Here is a 20,238-nt window from a genome sequence, read left to right on the forward strand (position 1 = left end):
GATCAATTGAATTGAAGTTTTCTTTTTGAGGTGAAGTTTGATTTTCCTCCAATGGTTAAAGGGTTAAATTTTGCAGATTTACAAACTAAGGTAACCATCAAATAATTTTTAAAATGATGTAATAAGTCATTTTAAATGATAACGTATTGCGCCATTCCATGGTTGACGTAAAAATATGACACTTTGCGTTTATTGCGAATGACGGATTGTGTTATGGCAAAGAACGGTGGCAGCGCGGAGAACGATATAGCTCGTGAGGTTGGATTACTTATCGCTGCACAAAGAAAAAGCAGAGGTATCACGCAAGCGCAATTGGCTGAATACATGAATTTAGAAAAAGAGACAGTCAGTCGTATAGAAACAGGCGTTATTTCTCCAACGCTCGTGCGGTTGGCGCAATTCGCTAAATTTTTGGATTGTGAAATTTGCGACTTTCTTCAAGTTGATCCACCACAAGTGACGGATCATGCGCGCTCATTGGCAAAGAGAATGGCGAATTTAAATGAAGATCAACGGCTGATATTGACGCAATTGATAGGTAAGATTGCGAGCGCGATGGAAAAATTGAACATAAAAGAAAGAAAAGTGATTGAGAAGTTTTTCTCTGAAGTGCTATGAGACGAAGTTTAAATCACCTATTCGACAATTAATAACTTCGATTTTTGAGAAGATTGATTCTTTAGCTTTTGATCCAATTTATCTAGTAAACTGTCTCTAGGTTCAGGAAAAATTGAAGTAGCTAAATCATCTGTTCCCAGAATTTTCTTTTCCTCCATCTCGTTGTTTGGGAAAAACTCTTCAACGACAGCAGCGATTTCTTCTGCATCTTCTTCAAATGCACCATTCTTGAAACCAGCACGTGCAGCAGTATCTAGTGCCACTTGGTTATAACCCGCAGACTGACGTTTTAAATCAGTTGCAATTGCTTGGGTAATTGCATCTTCTAAAGACATGCCGTCGCGAACCGTTAGGTCAACATAGTAAATTGCCGAACGATGACTCATGGTTGTGCTTTTTCCGCGCAAGCGCAATTCCAGCGGTAAGCATGCCAATAAATTATTCGAAATAGCCTGATAGTAAGAAAGCCTTGCTACCAGACTGCGGATCGAGTTAAAGCCGGTGGTTCTAAAGATAAATGTCCCCAACTCATCCTCGCCACCAATCTGCACATTGAGTCGTCCAAATGGCTTGCAAGCACCGCCTTTCGCCAGTTCGCATAAATCAGGCGATGGACAGGGCAAGCTTTGTACGCCACCTTCAGTATAGCGACGGCAGGTTTCACCATTCCCTACGCATAAAGGCCGCCCAGTTTGGCGATCAAACATACTGTACTCGGCACGTAGATTTAAGTCCGGCTCATTAAATAGCAAACGCACTGGAATTGAGCGCAATTTATCTGTGCCAGATGCTTTCTGTAATTCATCATAGATTGGGTGTTTAATCCAACCATCTTTGCCTTGTACTTGAGACGTAATCGTAAAAAAGTCTTCTTTGATTGGCAGGCGCTTACCATTTTTTTCTACGATACTGCCAATTGATATACGCCCTAAGATTGGTGGTGTGATCGCAAGTCCTTTAATCATGTTGTGCTCCAAAAAAAGAAAGCCGCCTTCAATCATGAGGGCGGCTGATGTTTAACAAGTGATTCCAATGTAGTGTGTTTTGCAGTATTCAATTGGAGGTGATTAGAAACCGTCGACTTCCAGGCTTAATGAGTGGATAGCGTTCCGTCAGATCAGGTTGATCGCAGAGCAGTGTCGTCATATCGATTGCATGACTATCCTTAGCGCGTTTCCAACTCACCTTGCCAGTTTCAAATAGTGCAGTAGTCGCATCGCCCATACGCTGCTGTATCTGTTGCTTGAGTAAGGATTCCAACTCAGTACGATTGGCAATGTCAGCACGTAGGTTGACCAGATCAGCGAAGGTGGCAGACATTTTTGTATCATCGACCAAATTCAGAGTGTTACCGCTGTCTTGTGGATACAAGCAACGCAATGCCAATTCTGCTGACTCTGAACCATCTGCAGGTGGAGGAGTATCTGTTTCCACGTAATGCCAAAATTGCCGTTCTAATGCAATTAAGCGCGCAATTAACTCATCATCACGCTCGATACGATAAATCCGTATCTCCTGACCACAAATCAAAACGCAGACATCTGCCGCCGCTTTTCCTGTTACCGCTAGTTGGTGTTGGACTTGGCAGACTATGTATTCAGGGACGCCATCGCGCCATAGTCGTGCACCAAACTCGCCAGCAGTCTTACACTCAAGAATCTGGACGTCATGGGCACCCGTCACCTCACGGTCAATGTTTGCCAGCATCCATGATTTATCAGCGTCAGGATGCTGTAACACTGAATTGATTTTACGAACGCGATTGCCTGTGCGACGTGTGTAATGCGCTGCTACGATAGGCTCCAATAGGCTGCCCCAATACATGGGACTTGTCTCATCATTCGGATCGACTTTGGGTAAGTTGCCATCTCGCCCAGTCTTGATTAGCCATAACTCCAATTGTGATTGATAAGGGTTAAGTCCAACGGCAGTACCTGCATCACTACTACCAATTCCACGCTTACGAACTTCTAGCCATTCATCGCGACTCAATTCTCTGGTTCTAACTAGCCGTAATGCAGGGCGAGTCGATTTGGGTGTCTCTACGTTTTGAACGATATGCATGTGCGTCCCCTTTGTTGGAAGAAATAAAAAGCCCGGTGAGCGTTAACTCGACCGGGCAGGTAAATGGCATTTTCAGTTTCTTGTGCCCATAATGCCGAAAGACACGAATTGTTATAGAACGACAGACCGATTGATTCAGCGATTAAGCAATCATCAATAAAGCTTGATCTAAGGCTTTTTGCTTGAGTGATGCACCCTGACCAAACCATGCCGATTCCAAACGATGATCGACTGTTCGCGCACGCTTTTCGTGATCGACATATTCGGTGACAGAGTTGAGCAAACCAAATGCAGTGTCTTTCGATGAGGCGAGTTCAGCACCTTTGCCTCGACCGTCATATAACTCCTGCACTTTTTTCATCGCACGTTCGTTGGATAGCCCGGTGGCAGTCGTGCTTGGATCAGTGAATACACGTAAGAAATAATTCATGGCTTCATGGGATTTCACCTTACGTTCAGACAAGGTCTTCATTCGATACATAAACGCATCCCAAGAGGTGACAGAAATGCCGAGCTGACGCTTCACGGCTTGGGCATCAAAGTTGGTGTTGTGCGGTACCTTAACGGCGTTGCTGCTATTGTTGAGCGCCACAGCAAGTGTGTTGTTACAAACGACCCGAATGCTCGTAAATTGTGCGGTCGTCGCCAAACTGCCATCACATGCCGTGGCTAGTAAAAGATAGGCATTGACGACGTCATTGCCTTTGAGTGTAGCGGTCTGATTTGTCTTAGCCAATGCCCACACTTTACGTCCCGCTTTGAGCACACCAGCTGTTTCCAGTTCAAAACCTGATACCTCTGAGAGATCGCGATAGAATTCCAATATTTCGCGTGGCTGAACTACTTGATATTTGTTAGAGACCACCGACAATGCTGCTTTGGTATCGGAACGATAAAGAACTTTTTGTTCTGGGAAAGTCATAATCGCGCCAAGACTGCCAGCGCTTTCGGTCATGAAACGTACCGGTGACTCTTTAATGTCAAAAGCCATACCGGCTTGTTGCGCCCAAACTTCAATTGATTGTTTCTTGGGGAGTTGATTCCCTAGGCCATGCCAAGGAGTTTGGTTGGTGTATGCCATAGATTCTACGAGGTGTGCCATTTGAAATCCTTTAAATTTAGACGTAAGAATGCCGCTGCCAATAGACTGCTTGACATTGCTTGCGATTGATTAGTGAAATGAATAGTGCGGAGGAGGGCGTGCGGAGAGAAGTTAGAAACAAGACGAAAACGATTACTGGCTAAACGTGTATTTGCAGTCTAAGCATTGAAAGTTGTCGAGTATGCGATCATCAATGACGGCGCCTAATTTTGACCCAACTGAGCAACCTGTCGCACCACCTAATAGAGCACCCATGAGTGCTCCAGCAAAACCGCCGATGACGATTCCGAAGGGGCCTGATACTAGGCCAACTGTGGCACCAAGTTCAGCACCGCCAATCAAGCTGGCACCACCGGCAACTGCACCAGCAATGGTGCCGATAGTTCCACCAGTTCTTTTTCCGTAATTGAGTTTCTTGAGTCGTCGCGATTTGCAACAAGGACAGCTTATTGGTTCATTGTTGTTGTCGAACGAAGGTGAGTCGTTTGTGTTTTGCATATCAAATCCTTGGTGAATTTTTTGTGTAATTGGTTTGCGCTTGATGCAAACCAAGAACGGCAATTGAATTTCAATTGCCAATCCAAAGTAGTGATATATGTTTGAAATAATTTTGAGTGGTGAGGTAGGGCGTAAGTGCAAAGAGAATTTATTCTCTTTGCACTATTGCTATTTGTTTGGTTTATTCATAAACCAACAGCATTTTAATTACCTAGCGAATAAAATAAAGACATTTGCCACGTACAATCAAAACACGTTTCTATATCTACATAGAGTTAATGCATGCGTGCCTGTGCCGCTTTACGTGCTTCACAAACAAATTTGATAAGAAATGAGAAAGCCAACTTTACCCAATAAGATTGCACTTGCTATATAGGTAATAAATCAAAAAAAAGCTGACTGGCAGATACGGTAAGGAAATTGCAGAATTATGCTATTGCCAACATTTTATCACTTGAACACAATTTCTTAGTTGACCTGATGATATTCGATACGTACCAAAGGTTTGCGGCACAGAATGCTAATACCACGCTATTCGGCGTTATTCAGCCGAAGTTCAATATGTGGGTTAAGATGCATTTCCTTTTATGCAGCAAATTGCATGTGTAAATAATAATAAATTTAAGCTGAGGCATTACCTGGGAGCAGGTTAAATTGACTTAATACTACTTATCACTTTATACTGATTTTTTATGTGCGTCGTTTTGCATGCACTAAATTTTAATTCCCTTTCCTGCTGTGTCATGACTTTAACTTCAGAACAAAAAAAACAAGCACACGGTTTTACCTTGCTAGAATTATTGATCGTCATCGTCATTATCGGAATGTTGGCTGCGTACGTTGGTCCAAAGTACTTTTCACAGTTAGGGAAATCTGAAATTGCTGTCGCAAAAACACAGATCGAGGCCTTTGACAAAGCTTTAGATACCTTGCGCCTGGATGTTGGTCGTTTTCCGACCACTGAAGAGGGCCTCAATGCCATGCTCGTCCAACCGAATGGCATGAATAAATGGAATGGCCCCTACCTAAAAAAACAGATCCCACTTGATCCTTGGGGAAATGCCTATGCTTATCGATCACCGGGCCAAAATAGAGATTTTGACATTCTCTCTTATGGAAAAGATGGCCAAGTAGGTGGCGAAGGTGAAGCTGCTGACATTACGAATTAATGACAAATCCAGCGGCCACATTGTGAATCATCTCCTTTTCAAGTTAGCCATTAACAATGAAGTTTAGCGCTAGGGCAATTAACAGCCAGCATCAAGTCATTGAACTTTGCATCGATGCAGAAAATGAAGTGGATGCCCGTGCTCAAGTCGAGCGCGAGGGACATACCCTTTTACGTATTCACGCTGAACGTTTTTCTCTGGCATGGACAAGCGCCACAGGGCGAAATGTCCACAATCGTGAGCTGCTCAATGGCTTTAATACTGAATTACTGGCATTGCTACAAGCGGGATTATCATTAATTGAAGCGCTTGAAACCTTAATCGAAAAAGAAACGCATGCGCCGCGCCTGACCATGCTCACTAAATTGATTACGGCGATTCGTCATGGCAAGCGCTTCTCTGTTGCGCTTGCCGAGCAACCACACTATTTTCCGAAGCTATATATTGGGATTATCAAAGCCTCGGAAGAAACCAGTCATTTGCAAAATGCCTTAAGCCGTTATGCTGCTTATACAGAACGTGGCGATACCTTGCGTCGCAAGATTATTAACGCCATCATTTATCCGGGTATCTTATTAGTGGTTGGGTCGGTGGTTGTTTTATTTCTGATGACCTATGTGGTTCCCCGATTTTCAGAAGTCTACAAAGGTAGCGGACGGGCACTGCCCTGGTTATCCCAAGTCTTACTCAGCTGGGGTCAATTTTTTTCACAGAACACCAAGCTGATGCTCGTCACCGTATGTGCCTTACTGATCGCTTTACTTGTCTTATTCCTGCGCTCAGGCACCGCCCCGCTCGTCCAATTGATTCGAAAAATTCCGATGATTCAAGCCAAGCTCCATTTGATGGAACTCTCGCGCTTGTATCTCACTTTAGGCATGCTCTTAGAAGGCGGCATTGTCATCACTGAAGCACTGAATATCATTGGAGAATCCTTGTCTGACTTCACTAGGCCCAAGCTGGCGCTGGCCTCGACTCTGATCTTGCAAGGTAATGCCATGTCAACCGCTTTCGATGCACATGGACTCACCACACCGGTTTCCTTACGACTTTTACGTACGGGAGAGAAGTCAGGACAACTGGGCACGATGCTGGTTGAAGCAGGGAAATATCATGAATCTGAAATCACCATTTGGATGGAACGATTTAGCAAAGCCTTCGAACCCTGCCTGATGGCATTTATTGGCTTATTGGTGGGCACGATTGTGGTGTTGCTGTATATGCCGATTTTTGATCTGGCAGGTAGCATTCAATGATGACGGTGACTAAACTCATGCCAGCCTTAACGGAAGAAGACATTCGCCTCGCGCGCAAACAAGTCGCCCAGACGCGTATTCCCTTCACCGAAGTACTAGCTGAAAGCACAGGCCACGATCAACGCGAATTAGCACCTGCTGTGGCCACAATTGCGCATCTTCGCTATTTGAGTATGAGCGACATTGAGCAGTTGCAACCTGCCTTTGACGTACTCAATTTAGAACAACTCATACAACGACAAGTCTTGCTATTGCGCGATGAAGGCGGTCATCTGTTAGCGGCACTGCCTGATCCCTTCAATTCAGATGTGATCGATGGCTTGCGCGCCAAAATTTTAGAGCCCGTGACGCTGTGCTTTGCGCTGCATTCTGACATCATGGCGTATATTTCACGTCAGGAAGCCAAGGCACGTACGGTCGAGCAGATTGTGCAACAACACGGTAGCGTAAAAAAAGAGGTGGTGATTGACCTCTCTTACGCAGCGATCACCAATGAAAATAATGCGGCAGTTAAATTCGTTAATTCCACCTTATACGATGCTTTAAAAAGCAGCGCCTCCGATATCCATATTGAAACGACCGGCACTGGTCTGAATGTCAAATATCGCATTGACGGTGTGCTGGATCAAATCACTGCGATGGAAGGGACTGACTTAGCGGAACAAGTTATTTCACGCATCAAAGTACTGGCCGAATTGGATATTGCAGAACGACGCATCCCGCAGGATGGCAGTCTGAGTGTGATGATGAATGACAGAGAAATTGATTTGCGCATTTCTGTGATGCCCAGCATTCATGGCGAAGACATTGTGATTCGTATCCTGGATAAACGTGCCATGATCGCGGCGCATGGCGCGCTAAATTTGCCATCACTGGGATTTAGTGAAAGATCGCTTGAACAGATTCGGCAGCTCGCCAGCCAGGCCTATGGGATGTTATTGGTCACTGGCCCCACCGGTTCAGGAAAAACTACCACTTTGTACGCGGCGCTGACAGAAATTCATACCGGTAAAGAAAAGATCATCACGATTGAAGATCCAGTGGAGTACCAACTGCCCGGCATCTTACAAATTCCCGTGAATGAAAGAAAAGGCCTGACCTTTGCTAAAGGCTTACGGTCGATTTTGCGGCATGACCCCGACATCATCATGGTGGGTGAGATACGCGATAAAGATACGGCTGAAATTGCGGTGCAATCTGCCTTAACCGGTCATTTAGTCTTTACCACGGTACACGCGAATAGTGTGTTTGATGTATTTGGTCGTTTTACCCATATGGGCATTGATCTGTATGCGTTTGTCTCTTCCTTAAATGGGATTGTGGCACAACGACTGATACGTAAAAATTGCACCCACTGCGCAAAACCTTATACACCTACTACACAAGAAATTCGACTCGCTGCACTCACGCCAGATCAGGTACCGGAATTTAAATTTATGAAGGGCGAAGGCTGTGGAGATTGCCGGGGGACGGGCTTTAAAGGGCGTAAAGCTATCGCCGAAATCTTGATCCTGAATGACGAAATTCGCGAACTGATTATTAATCGAAGTTCGATACGCCACATTAAGGATGCTGCCGCACACCATGGTACGCTCTCGCTGAGAGATACGGCACTGTCCTTGGTCATGCAAGGCGAAACCACTCTAGAGGAAATTCGTAAGGTGATTTTGCATGTTTAATGGAGGTTTAAAAAATCAGTTGAATGCCATTAGTCGTTTGTTTTGGCCAAGCTCCGTCACGATCACACTGACGGGTTCCACCATCACCGCACAACAACACGCCAAGTCGTCCAAGTCGCACGTTGCCGTTCACTACTTTACCCATCACGCAGGTGCACAGAGTGAGCTATTTTATGCAGAAGTCGATGCGTTTTTACAGCAATTGTTTTCCCAACCGTCTTGGCAAAAGCGGGGTACCAGCATCGTACTTGGTGCTGATCTGGTACGCTATTTTTTAGTTCAACCATTTAGTAATGCGCGTCATCTGCAGGATAGTATCGATGCCGCGACGCACCGGTTTCAACAACTATATGGTAAAGATGATCTAAAAGAATGGGATATTCAGGGACATTGGTCGATCGATCAACGCTTCTTGGCCTGTGCCGTACCAAAGAAGCTGCTACAACAACTCCAACAGTGTGCGCAACATTCTTCATTTCAAATTGATGCGATAACGCCGCAATTCGTTTTTGCCTGGAATTGCCTGCACCACCATTTAAGCGCGCGACAATGGTTATTGCTCAATGAAGGAACACATTTGGTTTTGGGGATGTTAGATCACACTGGATTGGTGTCAGTCAGAGTCATCGCCAGACAAGTACAAACGAACACCCCCACTGAAAACCTAACCGAAATCCTGAAAAGAGAGGCACTCAGTTTTGACTTGCCCTTGCCTGAAACGGTAGTACTTTGTGGTGCCATGGAAGCGCAATGGATTGATTGCAAACAACCAGCGATTATCCAATCTGGCAAGCTGAAGAAAAAAAATATTAAAGGCAGGGATATCTGTACAACACCCATTCTTACGGAGCAAAGTGTATGAAGCAGCGCGCGCAACAGGCGATGTTGATTGATTTTACGCCCAACTCTGCGATCCATGTCATTCGCAAAATCGATGTCATGACTTGGCTCTTCTTAGTCGGTAGCTTGTTCGTCTGCGGTTTATTAATTGTTAAATTGGTGCACATGCAGAAACTCTTAAATAGTAACGCTGCAAAAATACAAGTGCTGGAGCAAAAACAAAAAGCGACTAGCAATCAAAAAGTACTGCCACCAGTCGCCGTCATGTCAACAGACGAACAGAAAACATTAAGTACTATCATCACGGAGCTGAATACGCCATGGACCGATTTTTTTGATGCGCTTGAAACGGGCACCTCAGGAATCCACGTCCTCTCTATCGATCCCAATACTCAAAAGAACCTGATCCGGATTCAGGCAGAAAGTAAAACTACCGAACAAATGCTCGATTACCTGGGCAGTTTAAACAAATCCACACTCTTTAAAAATCCCGTGCTAAGTAAGTATGAGGTCAATGAATTAGATCCGAATAAGCCAACACGCTTTTCTTTTGAAGTGACCTGGGTGGGGACGTCTAAATGATGACCTCTATCTCTTTATTCAAGTTAATGCAAGGCATACGTCGTATCAACCCAGTGATACTCGCGGGGCTATCCTTACTCGTCGTTATACTCATTATTTATCTGGTTTTTGCTCGTCAATTTAACGAGCGCCAACAAGCACAACTATCCACTATTGCGCGATTAAGCAATCCAATTTCTGTACCGACTTCGGCGAAATCAAGCATTTCAGACACGGATCAAAAGCGTTTTTTTTATGAAGGTCTGGGTTACGTATCGCACCTGGAAGAACCGCTGAAAATTTTACAATCCATAGGGCGTGATACAGGTATCTCGCTTTCCCAAAGTAGTTTTCGCTATCGCTCTATTCCCGCAACGAACCTTATTGCCTACGATATTACGTTTCCGGTCAAAGGAACTTATTTAGCAATTCGTCAATTTTGTGAACAATTTTTAGCAGCAGTCCCTTTTGCGTCCTTAGTTGAAATCAATCTCAAACGCGACAGCATCCAATCACCGCAACTCGATGCAAAATTGAAATTCACCTTATATCTCAATACGCATGCGGTTGCGAAATCACGCCAAGGCGATTGACGATGACACTACGCCTAAAAATATTATTAGCGATCACGGCCATCACTGCTTGGTTCGCATTCGTCACCGAAAATCCTTCGGCTATTGCCACACCCAGTTTTCCCGATAAAGTGGCCAATAAAGTGATCAATACAAGCGACATCAAAATGTCGAACGACGAGACTTCTGCAAAAAAGACAGACCAGATCAACGGATCAATGGCACTGCCCCACCTCATTCCACGCAGTCAATTGATAGCGAGCCAAACAAATAAAGAGACCATAGTCGACTTGTTTAAAGCCGCCAACTGGATTCCAGCACCGCCACCAGTCTCGCCAGTTGTCATTACCATTGCACCGCCACAGGCCGTCGCTCCACCATTGGACTTCCGGTTTATTGGAAAAGCGATTATTGATGGCCAATTGAACATTTTTTTAGCGCGTCAAGAAAAAACACTAGTTGTTAAAGAAGGTCAATCCATTGATGCCAATTACAAAGTCGGGAAAATTCAACCACCAACGATGGAGTTAATTTACCTGCCTTTGAATGAAATTCAAACGCTCATTATAGGCAACGCAATTGGCACACACAATTAGCAACACAAATTAATCACGGTATTTTCATGCACATTTTTAAAATGAATACGCAGGCTTTGGCGCTTCCATCTCTTCGGATTTCAAGTTATCTGGTTTCGACCCTTGCTTTGTTATCATTGGCAGGCTGCGCTGCGCAGATGGCCTACCGTGACGGCGTTAGCCTGATTGAAAAAGGACAGATTGAACAAGGACTTAAAAGGCTTAATGATGCGGTGGAGGCAGCACCTGGCGACGCAGCATATCGTAGCAAATATTTGCAAACGAAGGATGTCGCATTGCGATCCATGCTCGACGAGGCAGAAAGACGACTTCGTGCAAAGAATGTTAATGGTGCTCGCGATCAATATAATCAAATACTAAAAATCGAACACGACCATCCCAAGGCAATCGAAGGTATTCAAACCCTCGATCAAGAAATGCGTTTCCAAGAATTGATGAATAATGCCAAACAGGCAGCGACGCAAAATAACCGGGAAGCTGCACTCAATGCATTGCGCACCATCCTCATCGAGATGCCAAGTCATCAAGAAGCCAAAGCCCTACTCGATTCCATCACAGTGACATCCACTTTACCTGTCTCGGAACCAACACTCGCAGAAAGTTTCAGAAAGCCGATTTCCATCGAATTCAAAGACGCCAACCTGACACAAGTCTTTGAGGTGATTTCACGCACTTCTGGTTTAAACTTTGTGTTTGATCGGGAAGTGAGGCTAGATCAGCGCACATCGATTTTTTTAAAAAATAGTACGGTCGAATCAGCGCTGCACACGACACTATTAACAAATCAATTAACGCAACAAGTCATCGATACGAATACGGTACTGATCTTCCCGAACACGCAGACCAAACTCAAGGAGTATCAGGAAATGGTCGTCAAGACTTTTTTCCTGACCAACGCCAACGCCAAAGAAATCATTACGATTTTACAGACGATTACTAAATCCAAAGATATGGTGGTCGATGAAAAACGCAATGGCATCACTTTACGTGATAGCCCCGATGTGATCAGAATCGCCGAAAAACTCATTGCGGTATACGACATTCCTGAACCAGAAGTGATGCTTGAAGTGGAAGTCTTAGAAATTAAACGGACACGCTTGCAAGAGCTTGGCATCAAGTGGCCCGATAGTCTGTCTCTTACACCACTCACGTCGGGAACGGGTAATCCGCTCACTTTAAGAGATTTGACCAACAACGTGAATAGTCGAACAACGGGGGTTTCGATACCAACTGTCAATATTAACGCCAAGGCGCAAGATTCTGACGTCAAGATATTAGCCAATCCTCGCATACGGGCACGTAATCATGAAACTGCAACGATACAAATTGGTGAGCGCGTGCCAAATGTAACGACAACATCGACAGCAACCTTTGTATCGGAATCAACTACTTATACCGACGTGGGATTAAAACTAGAAGTCGAACCTCGTGTCTTCCTCGATAACGATGTCGGTATACGTGTGAAATTGGAGGTGAGCAATGTGGTGAGTCAATCACAAACAAAAAATGGAGCGACCACTTATCAATTAGGTACCCGTAACGCTGCAACCTCGCTCAGGTTAAAAGATGGGGAAACACAAATTTTAGCGGGGCTCATTAATAATGAAGATCGCAGTACAGGTAATAAGGTGCCAGGGCTGGGTGATTTTCCGGTCATTGGTCGCTTATTCGGCAATACCGCGGACAATACTGAAAAAACAGAAATTGTTTTATCGATTACGCCAAGACTGATACGCAACATCAAAGCACCGGAAGCGAAATTAGCCGAATTTACTTCCGGTACCGATACCAATTTCCGTGTTCGACCTGAAAAGAATCCTTTACCAGCAGTTTCAGGACAAGGCACCTCGTCCAATAATGCCGAAGCAGCTAAACCGACGACACCACAAAATAGCCCGTTACAGATTTATGCACCAGCAGAAGTCACTCCGGGAGAGGTTTTCAACGCCCACATCGCCATGCAAGCAAAAGACCATTTTAGTCAGTTGGTTTTTTCCGTGAAAATCGATCCGCAACAGTTTGAGATTGTGGAAGTCAAAGACGGACGTGCACCAAACGCCAATCTTAAACAGCCCACCATGAGATTTGTCGCAGAGAAGGATGGCCAGATTAATGTATTTATGTCGGGCAGCAATGAAAGCCCGATCAAACCTGCAGGCATCAACACCACTATTGCATTACGTGCCTTAACAAAAATAAGCGATGCGAAAATTGCGATAATTTCAGCTACTGGCATTAAACAAAGCGGTGAAGTGGCGACCCTTATGTTGCCGTCTGCATCTACTATTTCTGTAAAGTGATGCAAGCCTTGAAGCACGTAAAACTATCGGGATTCACGCTAATCGAATTGCTCGTCACACTGGCTATTCTCAGTGTGCTGGCAACGCTCAGCGTCCCGGTCATGCAAGTGGCGAACCAACGTATCAAAGAGAAAGAGCTGCGACTAGCGCTGCGTGAAATTCGCACCGCCATTGACGCCTACAAACGCGCTTATGATGATGGGAAAATAATGAATTCGCCGCTTCTTTCAGGCTATCCCACGTCGCTGGACATTTTAGTCAATGGTGTGCCCAATCAGCGCGATCCCCTGCATCACAAATTATATTTTCTACGAAAAATCCCTGCCGACCCCATGCTTGATAACGAACAATCAGAGCAGGCGACCTGGGGGCTCCGGAGTTATGACAGCGATACGCAAAATCCTCGAGACGGTGTGGATGTTTATGATATCTATTCGACTTCAGAGAAAGTCAGTTTAAATGGACAAGCTTATAAAAAATGGTAATGCATAAAGCCAATTACGGTGCACATCGCCACCGGGAATCAAGCGGTTTTACTCTTATTGAGCTGCTGGTCGTCCTCGCTGTTATCGCGCTGCTCTTATCGATTTCCTTACCCAAGTATTTCCAGAGTATTGATATGGCCAAAGACCGTGTTCTGGCAGAGAATCTTCAAATAACACGAGATGTCATCAGTAAGTTTTATGGTGATACAGGACGTTATCCTGATTCACTCAATGAGCTCGTCGAAAGAAAATATTTACGCGAATTACCCATTGACCCTGTCACAGAAAAGGCATTCATCGTCATTGCGCCTCAAGAAGGTTACAAGGGCAATATCTACGATGTAAAAACCAGTGCGAGCGGAAAATCGCATTTGGGAAAAGAGTATGCCAATTTCTGAAACCCAATCACCTATGGCAAAACGCCGGATGACACGACGCATTTCAACAAACTTGGCGTCAGGCGGATTTACGTATATTGGCCTACTCATCCTATTGGCATTAATGGGCATCACAACAGTAGCAGCGATCCATTTAGGTTTTATTATGCAACGTCGATCTGCTGAACAAGAGTTATTAGAGATAGGTCGCGAATATAAAAACGCTTTCATTAGCTATGCTATCGCAACGCCCGTCGGCGCCAATCGTTATCCCAAAAGCCTGGAAGACTTGTTACTTGATCCACGCTACACGCAAAAGAAACGCCATCTCCGTAAAATCTATATCGATCCAATCAATGATGACAATACATGGGGACTGATCAAAAGCCCTGATGGCACCGGCATTATTGGGGTACACAGTCTATCCAATGCACAACCCATCAAGGTCGGTAACTTTGACGATGAGTTTATTCAATTTGCAGACAAACGTTCTTATCGTGATTGGGTGTTTGGCGCAACTTTTTGAAGGTATATAAAAGGTGTGAACACTGCTTCGTATCTTTGAATTTATTTTTCGCCCTGAATACCATACGGTGCACAAAATCTTCAGCATATTGGATTAAAGAATTTCTGATAACGATTGTTAGATATTCCAAGTTGTCAAAGATCACAAATTAATAAAAACATCAAGTGAAAATCTTACATATAAAAATATATGTGGACTTGTGTGCGTTATTGGTGATTATAATTGTATTATTGAGATAATGTTTTTTTAATAAAGTAATTATTAAAAAATTACGCATTAAATATTCAAAATTAAGTAATTTAAAGGATAAATTTTTATGCCCCTTTCATTTAATTCAGTATTCACCTCGCCATTCAATATAGCAACCAAAAGAAGCAGTGGATTGACCTTAGTGTTGACCGCATTATTGATGTCTGCCAATGTCGCTTCAGCACAGACGCCCTCTATTTACAGTGAGCAATCAAAATTAATTAAGGCACCAAATGCCGTTTCCAGATTAGGTGCAGATTTATTTGGCGATAAGGTCAATCTCTATAACGGTGGACTGGAATTTACACAGACAGATTTCAATTTGAAAGGGAATAGCGCTTTACCAGTGTCAGTTGGTCGTCGATTAACGATAGGCCGTAGTGGCCCCTCAGGGCTGTTTGGTCGATGGGATATGGAAATTCCCCATTTGCATGGTGTATTTGCTAGAGCAGATAGCTGGACAAGCATTACAGGAAGTGCGAGCCCTGCTATCACTAATCAGCGTTGTAGCACCAATTTCGGTGCGCCGAGAGAATCTCGCGGTGCGAATTTACAGTCTGACTGGGCAGCGAAAGAATTCTGGGGTGGAAATTTTATTTACATACCTGGTGTCGGTGATCAGGAAATGCTGCGCCGGAATACCCTTAACGGTACGGTGAATAATAATGTTCCAACTGGAGGAACCTATAACATCGTGACGAAAGACGCTTGGGCTTTCTCCTGTATTAATTTACAAAGTGTCAGTGCCAAGGCCAACGAAAATGGGGAAGGCTTTCTCGCCATTTCTCCCGAGGGGACACAATACCGGTTTGACTGGCTAGCGACACGGCCGATGGCTAATCTGACAAAAAGCAATGCGGCGCCCGCCACGTTTGGCCGCACGGCTGCAAAAACGCCGGGCGTGAATTCACTGCCACCAATCGTAGCGGTCTCAGCAGATGGTAATACCCTGTATCGGGATGAGGTATGGATTTTACCAACGAGGGTGACAGACCGCTTTGGTAATTATGTTGATTATGTCTACGACACCACTGACAAATGGAAGTTATTAAGTATTTCTGCGAGCGACGGACGCCAAGTGACGTTTACCTATGTAGCCGGAACCAGGAAAATTCAAACCGCGTCAGATGGCACCCGTACCTGGACTTATACCTATAGTGGTGGCGATGCTTTAACTCAAGTTACCTTACCTGACAGCTCCGCATGGCAGTTAGGTGGTATCGACACGCTGGCGTATACGGACATTTCGTATGTTTCCGAGCCAGATTGTGAAAATAAAGGCACGTTGAGTATCTATGACATGGTAGGCAGCATGACACATCCCTCTGGTGCAGTGGGGACGTTCACTATTCGACCGACAGTGCATGGGCGTTCATTTGTAGAAAAAAACTGCCGTAATCTTTATGATGGTTTTAACTTTCTCGGAACCTACGCCGTCAAACCCAAATATTTCGCGTCCTTCTCGTTAGTGAACAAAACGATCAGCGGACCAGGTCTGACCAATATGTCGTGGCTCTACAATTACGGTACAGAAAACACGGACTGGAACGCCTCTTGGAGTGATTGCACAGGAGCCAGCTGCCTAGATACCAAAGTTGTTAAAGTCACAGATCCGAAAGGCGACGTTACACGCTACACCTTCGGTAACCGCTTCCGTGCCTCAGAAGGGCAATTACTCAAAGTCGAGTCTGGCTGGAATGGGGCAAGTGCATTACGTACAGTGACGAATCGTTATCGAAGCTATTCCACCGGAGAATACCCCAACCCTGCAGGATATAGCGATCAAGATCGCGGGGATGCGGAAATTGGTGCCCGTTATCAGCCGTTAGACCAAAGAGTGACAACGCAACAAGGGCAAACATTTAGCTGGACAGCAAATCAGTTTGACAATTTTGCGCGGCAGAAAAAAGTTACCAAGACTGGCCCAAGCGGTACGCGTAATGAAACCACGGTCTATGAAGACAATCTGACTAGCAAATGGATTTTAGGTCAAATCAAGAGTGCTACCGATGATGGCTCAGGTTTGGTGATGCAACAAAATACTTACGATACGACGACATCGACTCTGTTAACAACAAGTCGATTTGGATTGCTACAAGAAACGATGACGTATAACGGCGACGGAACGCTGGCGACGAAGAAAGATGGTTTAAATCAAACCACGACGCTGAGTAACTACAAACGCGGCATACCGCAGTTAGTCACCTATGCCAACAGCACAAGCGAAAGCGCCGTCGTTGATAACATCGGTTTAGTCACGTCATTCACCAATGGTGCAGGCACCACAACGACCTTGGGTTACGATGCCATGGGTCGCCTGAGTAGCGTCACTTACCCAACAGACGCTGGTATTACTTGGAACAACACGATCATTAATTTTGTTCCAGTGGCATCCGCTGAAAAAGGAATCGCTGCAGGTCACTGGCGTCAAACCGTCAGTACGGGTAATGGACAAAGCATCACCTATTTAGATGCTTTATGGCGACCTGTATTAACCTCAACCTACGATACAGCAGATCAAGCGAATACAGAAAAGTCTGTCTTAAGCAAATTTGATCACAACGGAAAAACGACCTTTCAATCCTATCCACAACGCAGCATCGCCTCCGTTGCCACAGTTGTTAATGGCGTCACTACTACCTATGATGCGCTGGGGCGCGAGACACAGTCGGATGCTAATAGTGAATTAGGCTTACTCACCACCACGACAAGCTATTTGAGTGGATTTACCAAGCGCGTCACCAATCCTCGAAACCAATCAACCACAACGGCTTTCCAAGCCTTTGACGAACCAGTAGAAACCGCCCCGACGACAATTACAGCACCAGAAGGGGTAACAGTACAAATTAACCGCGACCTGTTCGGCAAGACCATCAGCATTACTCGTAGTGGCAATGACGGCAGCACAGGTACCGTGAGCGCCACGCGCAGCTATGTGTACGACGCCAACCAGCGCCTATGCAAAACTATTGAACCCGAAGTCAATGCCACCATTCAAAGTTACGACGCCGCCAATAATGTCACATGGCGTGCTACAGGTATCAGCTCACCGAGTACCACCGCCTGTGATCAAGCCAATGCTGCTATTGCAGCAGCGAAAGTCAGTTTTACGTACGACAGCTTGAACCGTCTGCTCACTACCAGCTATGCCGATGGCAGCCCCAATATCACCCGCACCTATACCAATGATGGACTGCCATTGACGGTATCCAGTAATAATGCAGGTACGCCTACGTGGACCAGCACCTACAACAACCGTCGCCTGCTCACCAACGAAAGTTTAAGCTTCGAAGGTAATACCTACAACGTAGGACGTGTCTACAACAGTAATGGAGCATTAACTAACCTCAACTACCCAACACAAAGCGCGATTGCCAGTGTGGACTATGCCCCCAATGCCTTAGGAGAAGCGAGCAAAATCGGCAGCTACGCCAGCAACGTCAAGTATTATCCAAATGGTGCGGTTTCCGGTTTCACTTACGGCAATGGTATCGTGCATACCCTGGCGCAAAACACCCGAGGTTTGCCACAACAATCTCGCGATGTCGGCATTCTGAATGACACCTACGTGTACGACGCCAATGCTAACGTCCAAAGCATCACGGACGTACAAGAAGGACTCAATACGCGCAATTTAACGTATGACAATGTAGATCGCTTAAAAACAGCCACGGGTTACTTTGGCAATGCCAGCTACACCTACGACAGTTTAGATAACCTCAAAATCAGCAGTGTCGGTAGTCGCAGCAACATTCACACCTACAATACGACAACGAACCTTCTGAGTAACATCAGCAGCAGCGACAGCAATTTTAACTTTGCTTACAGCTACGACACGCAAGGCAACATCATCCAACGTGGCACACAAGTTTACGCGTTCGACAAAGGCAATCGCCTCACCAGTGCGACGGGCAAAGCGACGTATAGTTACGATGGATTGGGACACCGTGTTAAAACGACGAACACGGATGGCAGTACACAAGTGAGCGTCTATACGCCCGCAGGGCAAATCCTCTTCACCAACAAAACAGGGGGAACTAATCCGGGCAAGACGAGTTATATCTATTTAGATCGTCATCAAATCGCTGAGGTGAAAAATTGAGAACGCTATTCAATTTCACACCGATCAACGAATTGACGAGGACTAATACGATGAAGCAATCTATGTTGATGAAGACCAAGCGATCCATCAAATCTATCCTGACGATGTTACAGCTTCTGGTGCTGCTGTTAACCGTGAGTTTAGGCTTGAGCAGTCACGCACAAACGGGCTCTCTGACCATCACGCGTACACCGAGTACGATGATTGCTGGTCAGCCCTTTACTATCACGTGGAGCAGTACCGAGCCAACGGCGGTTGCCACCAAGTATAGCTGTGTTTCACCGGCCGGTGGATTTGCGGGAAGTGCCAGTTTGAGTGTGTCAGGTAATTCGAACGGTACGGCAGATCCAAACTGGGTTTGGAAAGACTCGACCTGTACTTGGACAGTTGTCAACGCAGCTGGCACTATTCTGGCTAGTCGCACAGACATCATGAAAACGGTGCCAGCGCCAGTAGCTGGTGTGACCTACATTCATACGGATGGATTGGGTAGTCCTGTTGCCAAGAGTGATGCGAATGGGAATTTAATTGCAGGTAGTCGGACAAGGTATGAGCCTTACGGGATGGCAGTGGCTGGAACGGCGACACCGACGATAGGGTTCACGGGTCATGTCAATGATGCGGATACGGGTTTGACGTATATGCAGCAGCGGTACTATGATCCGGTCGCGGGGCGGTTCTTGTCTACTGATCCGGTACTCACTGACTACAACACGGGGGCTAGTTTTAATCGGTACACCTATGCGTTGAATAATCCTTACAAGTACATCGATCCTGATGGGAGGGATCCGTGTGAATGGTGTAAAAAAACCTACAACTACGTGAAAGATAAAATTTATAAACCAGCGTCCGAAGCTACTAAAGAAGTTAATAAAGTACTCAGTCCAGTTAAGAAAATTGAAAACGTAGTAAATAAAACAAGCGAAATCAGCCAGGAAATGCAAAAGGTCGAGGATCGTCGTGCTTATGCAGAGGCGAATAATCAACCTGATAAATCAAAGGGGGAAACCGTGACTAGCACTGACCCCAAGACGGGTGCTCCATATATTCTTGGGCAAATTCGTCAAAATCATGCAGATGAAAAAGCAAATACACTGAGCGGAATGGTGGTAGTTGAAAAGGTTCTTTCGGCTGCAGGGGTACCCGATCCATCAACGAAAAAGGGTGCAGAGGAAATAGCCAAGAAAGCTATTGAAGCAGCGGAAAAGCCGATAAAATAAGAAATTAGAAACCGCTTTTAAGTA

General features: G+C 45.3%; 18 protein-coding genes. 14 read left to right on the forward strand and 4 right to left on the reverse strand.

What is annotated here, in order from left to right; translation table 11 throughout:
* The first annotated feature begins 213 nt into the window (after nucleotides 1–213).
* Nucleotides 214–618, forward strand: a complete 405-nt coding sequence (locus H8K55_RS14940; protein WP_186942874.1) for a helix-turn-helix domain-containing protein — start codon at nucleotides 214–216, stop codon at nucleotides 616–618.
* Between the two features lie 17 nt (nucleotides 619–635).
* Here H8K55_RS14940 and H8K55_RS14945 read toward each other — a convergent pair whose 3' ends face one another.
* The 4 genes from H8K55_RS14945 to H8K55_RS14960 all read right to left on the reverse strand — a co-directional run bounded on the left by H8K55_RS14945 (nucleotide 636) and on the right by H8K55_RS14960 (nucleotide 4,282).
* Entirely contained in the window at nucleotides 636–1,583 is a 948-nt protein-coding gene (locus tag H8K55_RS14945; RefSeq protein WP_186942875.1) for a recombination directionality factor, read from the reverse strand.
* 88 nt (nucleotides 1,584–1,671) lie between these two features.
* A complete protein-coding gene (locus tag H8K55_RS14950; protein WP_186942876.1) occupies nucleotides 1,672–2,682 on the reverse strand; it encodes a YqaJ viral recombinase family nuclease in 1,011 nt (336 codons plus the stop codon).
* Nucleotides 2,683–2,824: 142 nt separating this feature from the next.
* Nucleotides 2,825–3,784: a DUF932 domain-containing protein gene (locus H8K55_RS14955; RefSeq protein ID WP_186942877.1), complete on the reverse strand. Its 960-nt coding sequence runs from the start codon at nucleotides 3,782–3,784 to the stop codon at nucleotides 2,825–2,827.
* A 132-nt stretch (nucleotides 3,785–3,916) separates the two neighbouring features.
* Nucleotides 3,917–4,282, reverse strand: coding sequence for a hypothetical protein (locus H8K55_RS14960; RefSeq protein WP_186942878.1), 366 nt, complete (start codon nucleotides 4,280–4,282; stop codon nucleotides 3,917–3,919).
* Nucleotides 4,283–5,025: 743 nt separating this feature from the next.
* On the opposite strand from H8K55_RS14960, the gene gspG reads away from it, so the two are divergent.
* From gspG to H8K55_RS15025, 13 genes are all read left to right on the forward strand, one after another.
* Complete coding sequence (gene gspG / locus H8K55_RS14965) at nucleotides 5,026–5,451, forward strand: type II secretion system major pseudopilin GspG (protein WP_186942879.1); 426 nt, start codon at nucleotides 5,026–5,028, stop codon at nucleotides 5,449–5,451.
* A 56-nt stretch (nucleotides 5,452–5,507) separates the two neighbouring features.
* Complete coding sequence (locus H8K55_RS14970) at nucleotides 5,508–6,707, forward strand: type II secretion system F family protein (RefSeq protein WP_186942880.1); 1,200 nt, start codon at nucleotides 5,508–5,510, stop codon at nucleotides 6,705–6,707.
* The gene (locus tag H8K55_RS14975; protein WP_230408644.1) at nucleotides 6,707–8,386 is read left to right on the forward strand and encodes a GspE/PulE family protein; all 1,680 of its coding nucleotides are present in this window, start codon (nucleotides 6,707–6,709) and stop codon (nucleotides 8,384–8,386) included. The genes H8K55_RS14970 and H8K55_RS14975 overlap by 1 nt, the downstream gene beginning before the upstream one ends.
* The gene (locus tag H8K55_RS14980; RefSeq protein WP_186942881.1) at nucleotides 8,379–9,248 is read left to right on the forward strand and encodes a hypothetical protein; all 870 of its coding nucleotides are present in this window, start codon (nucleotides 8,379–8,381) and stop codon (nucleotides 9,246–9,248) included. The genes H8K55_RS14975 and H8K55_RS14980 overlap by 8 nt, the downstream gene beginning before the upstream one ends.
* Nucleotides 9,245–9,808 carry a hypothetical protein gene (locus H8K55_RS14985; RefSeq protein WP_186942882.1) on the forward strand — a complete coding sequence of 188 codons (564 nt, stop codon included), beginning with the start codon at nucleotides 9,245–9,247 and terminating at the stop codon, nucleotides 9,806–9,808. Before H8K55_RS14980 ends, H8K55_RS14985 begins: the two co-directional genes overlap by 4 nt.
* A complete protein-coding gene (locus tag H8K55_RS14990; RefSeq protein WP_186942883.1) occupies nucleotides 9,805–10,380 on the forward strand; it encodes a hypothetical protein in 576 nt (191 codons plus the stop codon). Before H8K55_RS14985 ends, H8K55_RS14990 begins: the two co-directional genes overlap by 4 nt.
* A gap of 2 nt (nucleotides 10,381–10,382) precedes the next feature.
* Nucleotides 10,383–10,955, forward strand: coding sequence for a hypothetical protein (locus H8K55_RS14995; protein ID WP_186942884.1), 573 nt, complete (start codon nucleotides 10,383–10,385; stop codon nucleotides 10,953–10,955).
* 26 nt (nucleotides 10,956–10,981) lie between these two features.
* Nucleotides 10,982–13,255 carry a secretin N-terminal domain-containing protein gene (locus tag H8K55_RS15000; RefSeq protein ID WP_186942885.1) on the forward strand — a complete coding sequence of 758 codons (2,274 nt, stop codon included), beginning with the start codon at nucleotides 10,982–10,984 and terminating at the stop codon, nucleotides 13,253–13,255.
* Nucleotides 13,255–13,740 (forward strand): type II secretion system protein, encoded by a 486-nt coding sequence (locus H8K55_RS15005; protein WP_186942886.1) that lies wholly within the window; start codon nucleotides 13,255–13,257, stop codon nucleotides 13,738–13,740. The genes H8K55_RS15000 and H8K55_RS15005 overlap by 1 nt, the downstream gene beginning before the upstream one ends.
* Nucleotides 13,740–14,138, forward strand: coding sequence for a type II secretion system protein (locus H8K55_RS15010; protein WP_230408645.1), 399 nt, complete (start codon nucleotides 13,740–13,742; stop codon nucleotides 14,136–14,138). Before H8K55_RS15005 ends, H8K55_RS15010 begins: the two co-directional genes overlap by 1 nt.
* Nucleotides 14,125–14,643 (forward strand): type II secretion system protein, encoded by a 519-nt coding sequence (locus tag H8K55_RS15015; RefSeq protein WP_230408646.1) that lies wholly within the window; start codon nucleotides 14,125–14,127, stop codon nucleotides 14,641–14,643. The genes H8K55_RS15010 and H8K55_RS15015 overlap by 14 nt, the downstream gene beginning before the upstream one ends.
* Nucleotides 14,644–14,959: 316 nt before the next feature.
* The gene (locus tag H8K55_RS15020; protein WP_186942888.1) at nucleotides 14,960–18,994 is read left to right on the forward strand and encodes an RHS repeat domain-containing protein; all 4,035 of its coding nucleotides are present in this window, start codon (nucleotides 14,960–14,962) and stop codon (nucleotides 18,992–18,994) included.
* A gap of 50 nt (nucleotides 18,995–19,044) precedes the next feature.
* On the forward strand, nucleotides 19,045–20,214 hold the full coding sequence (locus tag H8K55_RS15025) for an RHS repeat-associated core domain-containing protein (RefSeq protein WP_222612489.1): 1,170 nt from the start codon (nucleotides 19,045–19,047) through the stop codon (nucleotides 20,212–20,214).
* The last annotated feature ends 24 nt before the right edge of the window (nucleotides 20,215–20,238 follow it).

Origin of the sequence: Affinundibacterium flavidum, assembly GCF_014284175.1 — a bacterium.
Classification (GTDB): Bacteria; Pseudomonadota; Gammaproteobacteria; order Burkholderiales; family Burkholderiaceae_D; genus Undibacterium; species Undibacterium flavidum.

Coding starts and splice junctions, on each gene's coding strand:
- H8K55_RS14995 (WP_186942884.1), top strand. CDS start 10,383: ATGACACTACGCCTAAAAATATTATTAGCGATCACGGCCATCACTGCT.
- H8K55_RS14955 (WP_186942877.1), bottom strand. CDS start 3,784: ATGGCACACCTCGTAGAATCTATGGCATACACCAACCAAACTCCTTGG.
- H8K55_RS15025 (WP_222612489.1), top strand. CDS start 19,045: ATGAAGCAATCTATGTTGATGAAGACCAAGCGATCCATCAAATCTATC.
- H8K55_RS15010 (WP_230408645.1), top strand. CDS start 13,740: ATGCATAAAGCCAATTACGGTGCACATCGCCACCGGGAATCAAGCGGT.
- H8K55_RS15015 (WP_230408646.1), top strand. CDS start 14,125: ATGCCAATTTCTGAAACCCAATCACCTATGGCAAAACGCCGGATGACA.
- H8K55_RS14960 (WP_186942878.1), bottom strand. CDS start 4,282: ATGCAAAACACAAACGACTCACCTTCGTTCGACAACAACAATGAACCA.
- H8K55_RS14970 (WP_186942880.1), top strand. CDS start 5,508: ATGAAGTTTAGCGCTAGGGCAATTAACAGCCAGCATCAAGTCATTGAA.
- H8K55_RS14980 (WP_186942881.1), top strand. CDS start 8,379: ATGTTTAATGGAGGTTTAAAAAATCAGTTGAATGCCATTAGTCGTTTG.
- H8K55_RS14990 (WP_186942883.1), top strand. CDS start 9,805: ATGATGACCTCTATCTCTTTATTCAAGTTAATGCAAGGCATACGTCGT.
- H8K55_RS15020 (WP_186942888.1), top strand. CDS start 14,960: ATGCCCCTTTCATTTAATTCAGTATTCACCTCGCCATTCAATATAGCA.
- H8K55_RS14975 (WP_230408644.1), top strand. CDS start 6,707: ATGACGGTGACTAAACTCATGCCAGCCTTAACGGAAGAAGACATTCGC.
- H8K55_RS14945 (WP_186942875.1), bottom strand. CDS start 1,583: ATGATTAAAGGACTTGCGATCACACCACCAATCTTAGGGCGTATATCA.
- H8K55_RS14940 (WP_186942874.1), top strand. CDS start 214: ATGGCAAAGAACGGTGGCAGCGCGGAGAACGATATAGCTCGTGAGGTT.
- H8K55_RS14950 (WP_186942876.1), bottom strand. CDS start 2,682: ATGCATATCGTTCAAAACGTAGAGACACCCAAATCGACTCGCCCTGCA.
- H8K55_RS15000 (WP_186942885.1), top strand. CDS start 10,982: ATGCACATTTTTAAAATGAATACGCAGGCTTTGGCGCTTCCATCTCTT.
- H8K55_RS15005 (WP_186942886.1), top strand. CDS start 13,255: ATGCAAGCCTTGAAGCACGTAAAACTATCGGGATTCACGCTAATCGAA.
- gspG (WP_186942879.1), top strand. CDS start 5,026: ATGACTTTAACTTCAGAACAAAAAAAACAAGCACACGGTTTTACCTTG.
- H8K55_RS14985 (WP_186942882.1), top strand. CDS start 9,245: ATGAAGCAGCGCGCGCAACAGGCGATGTTGATTGATTTTACGCCCAAC.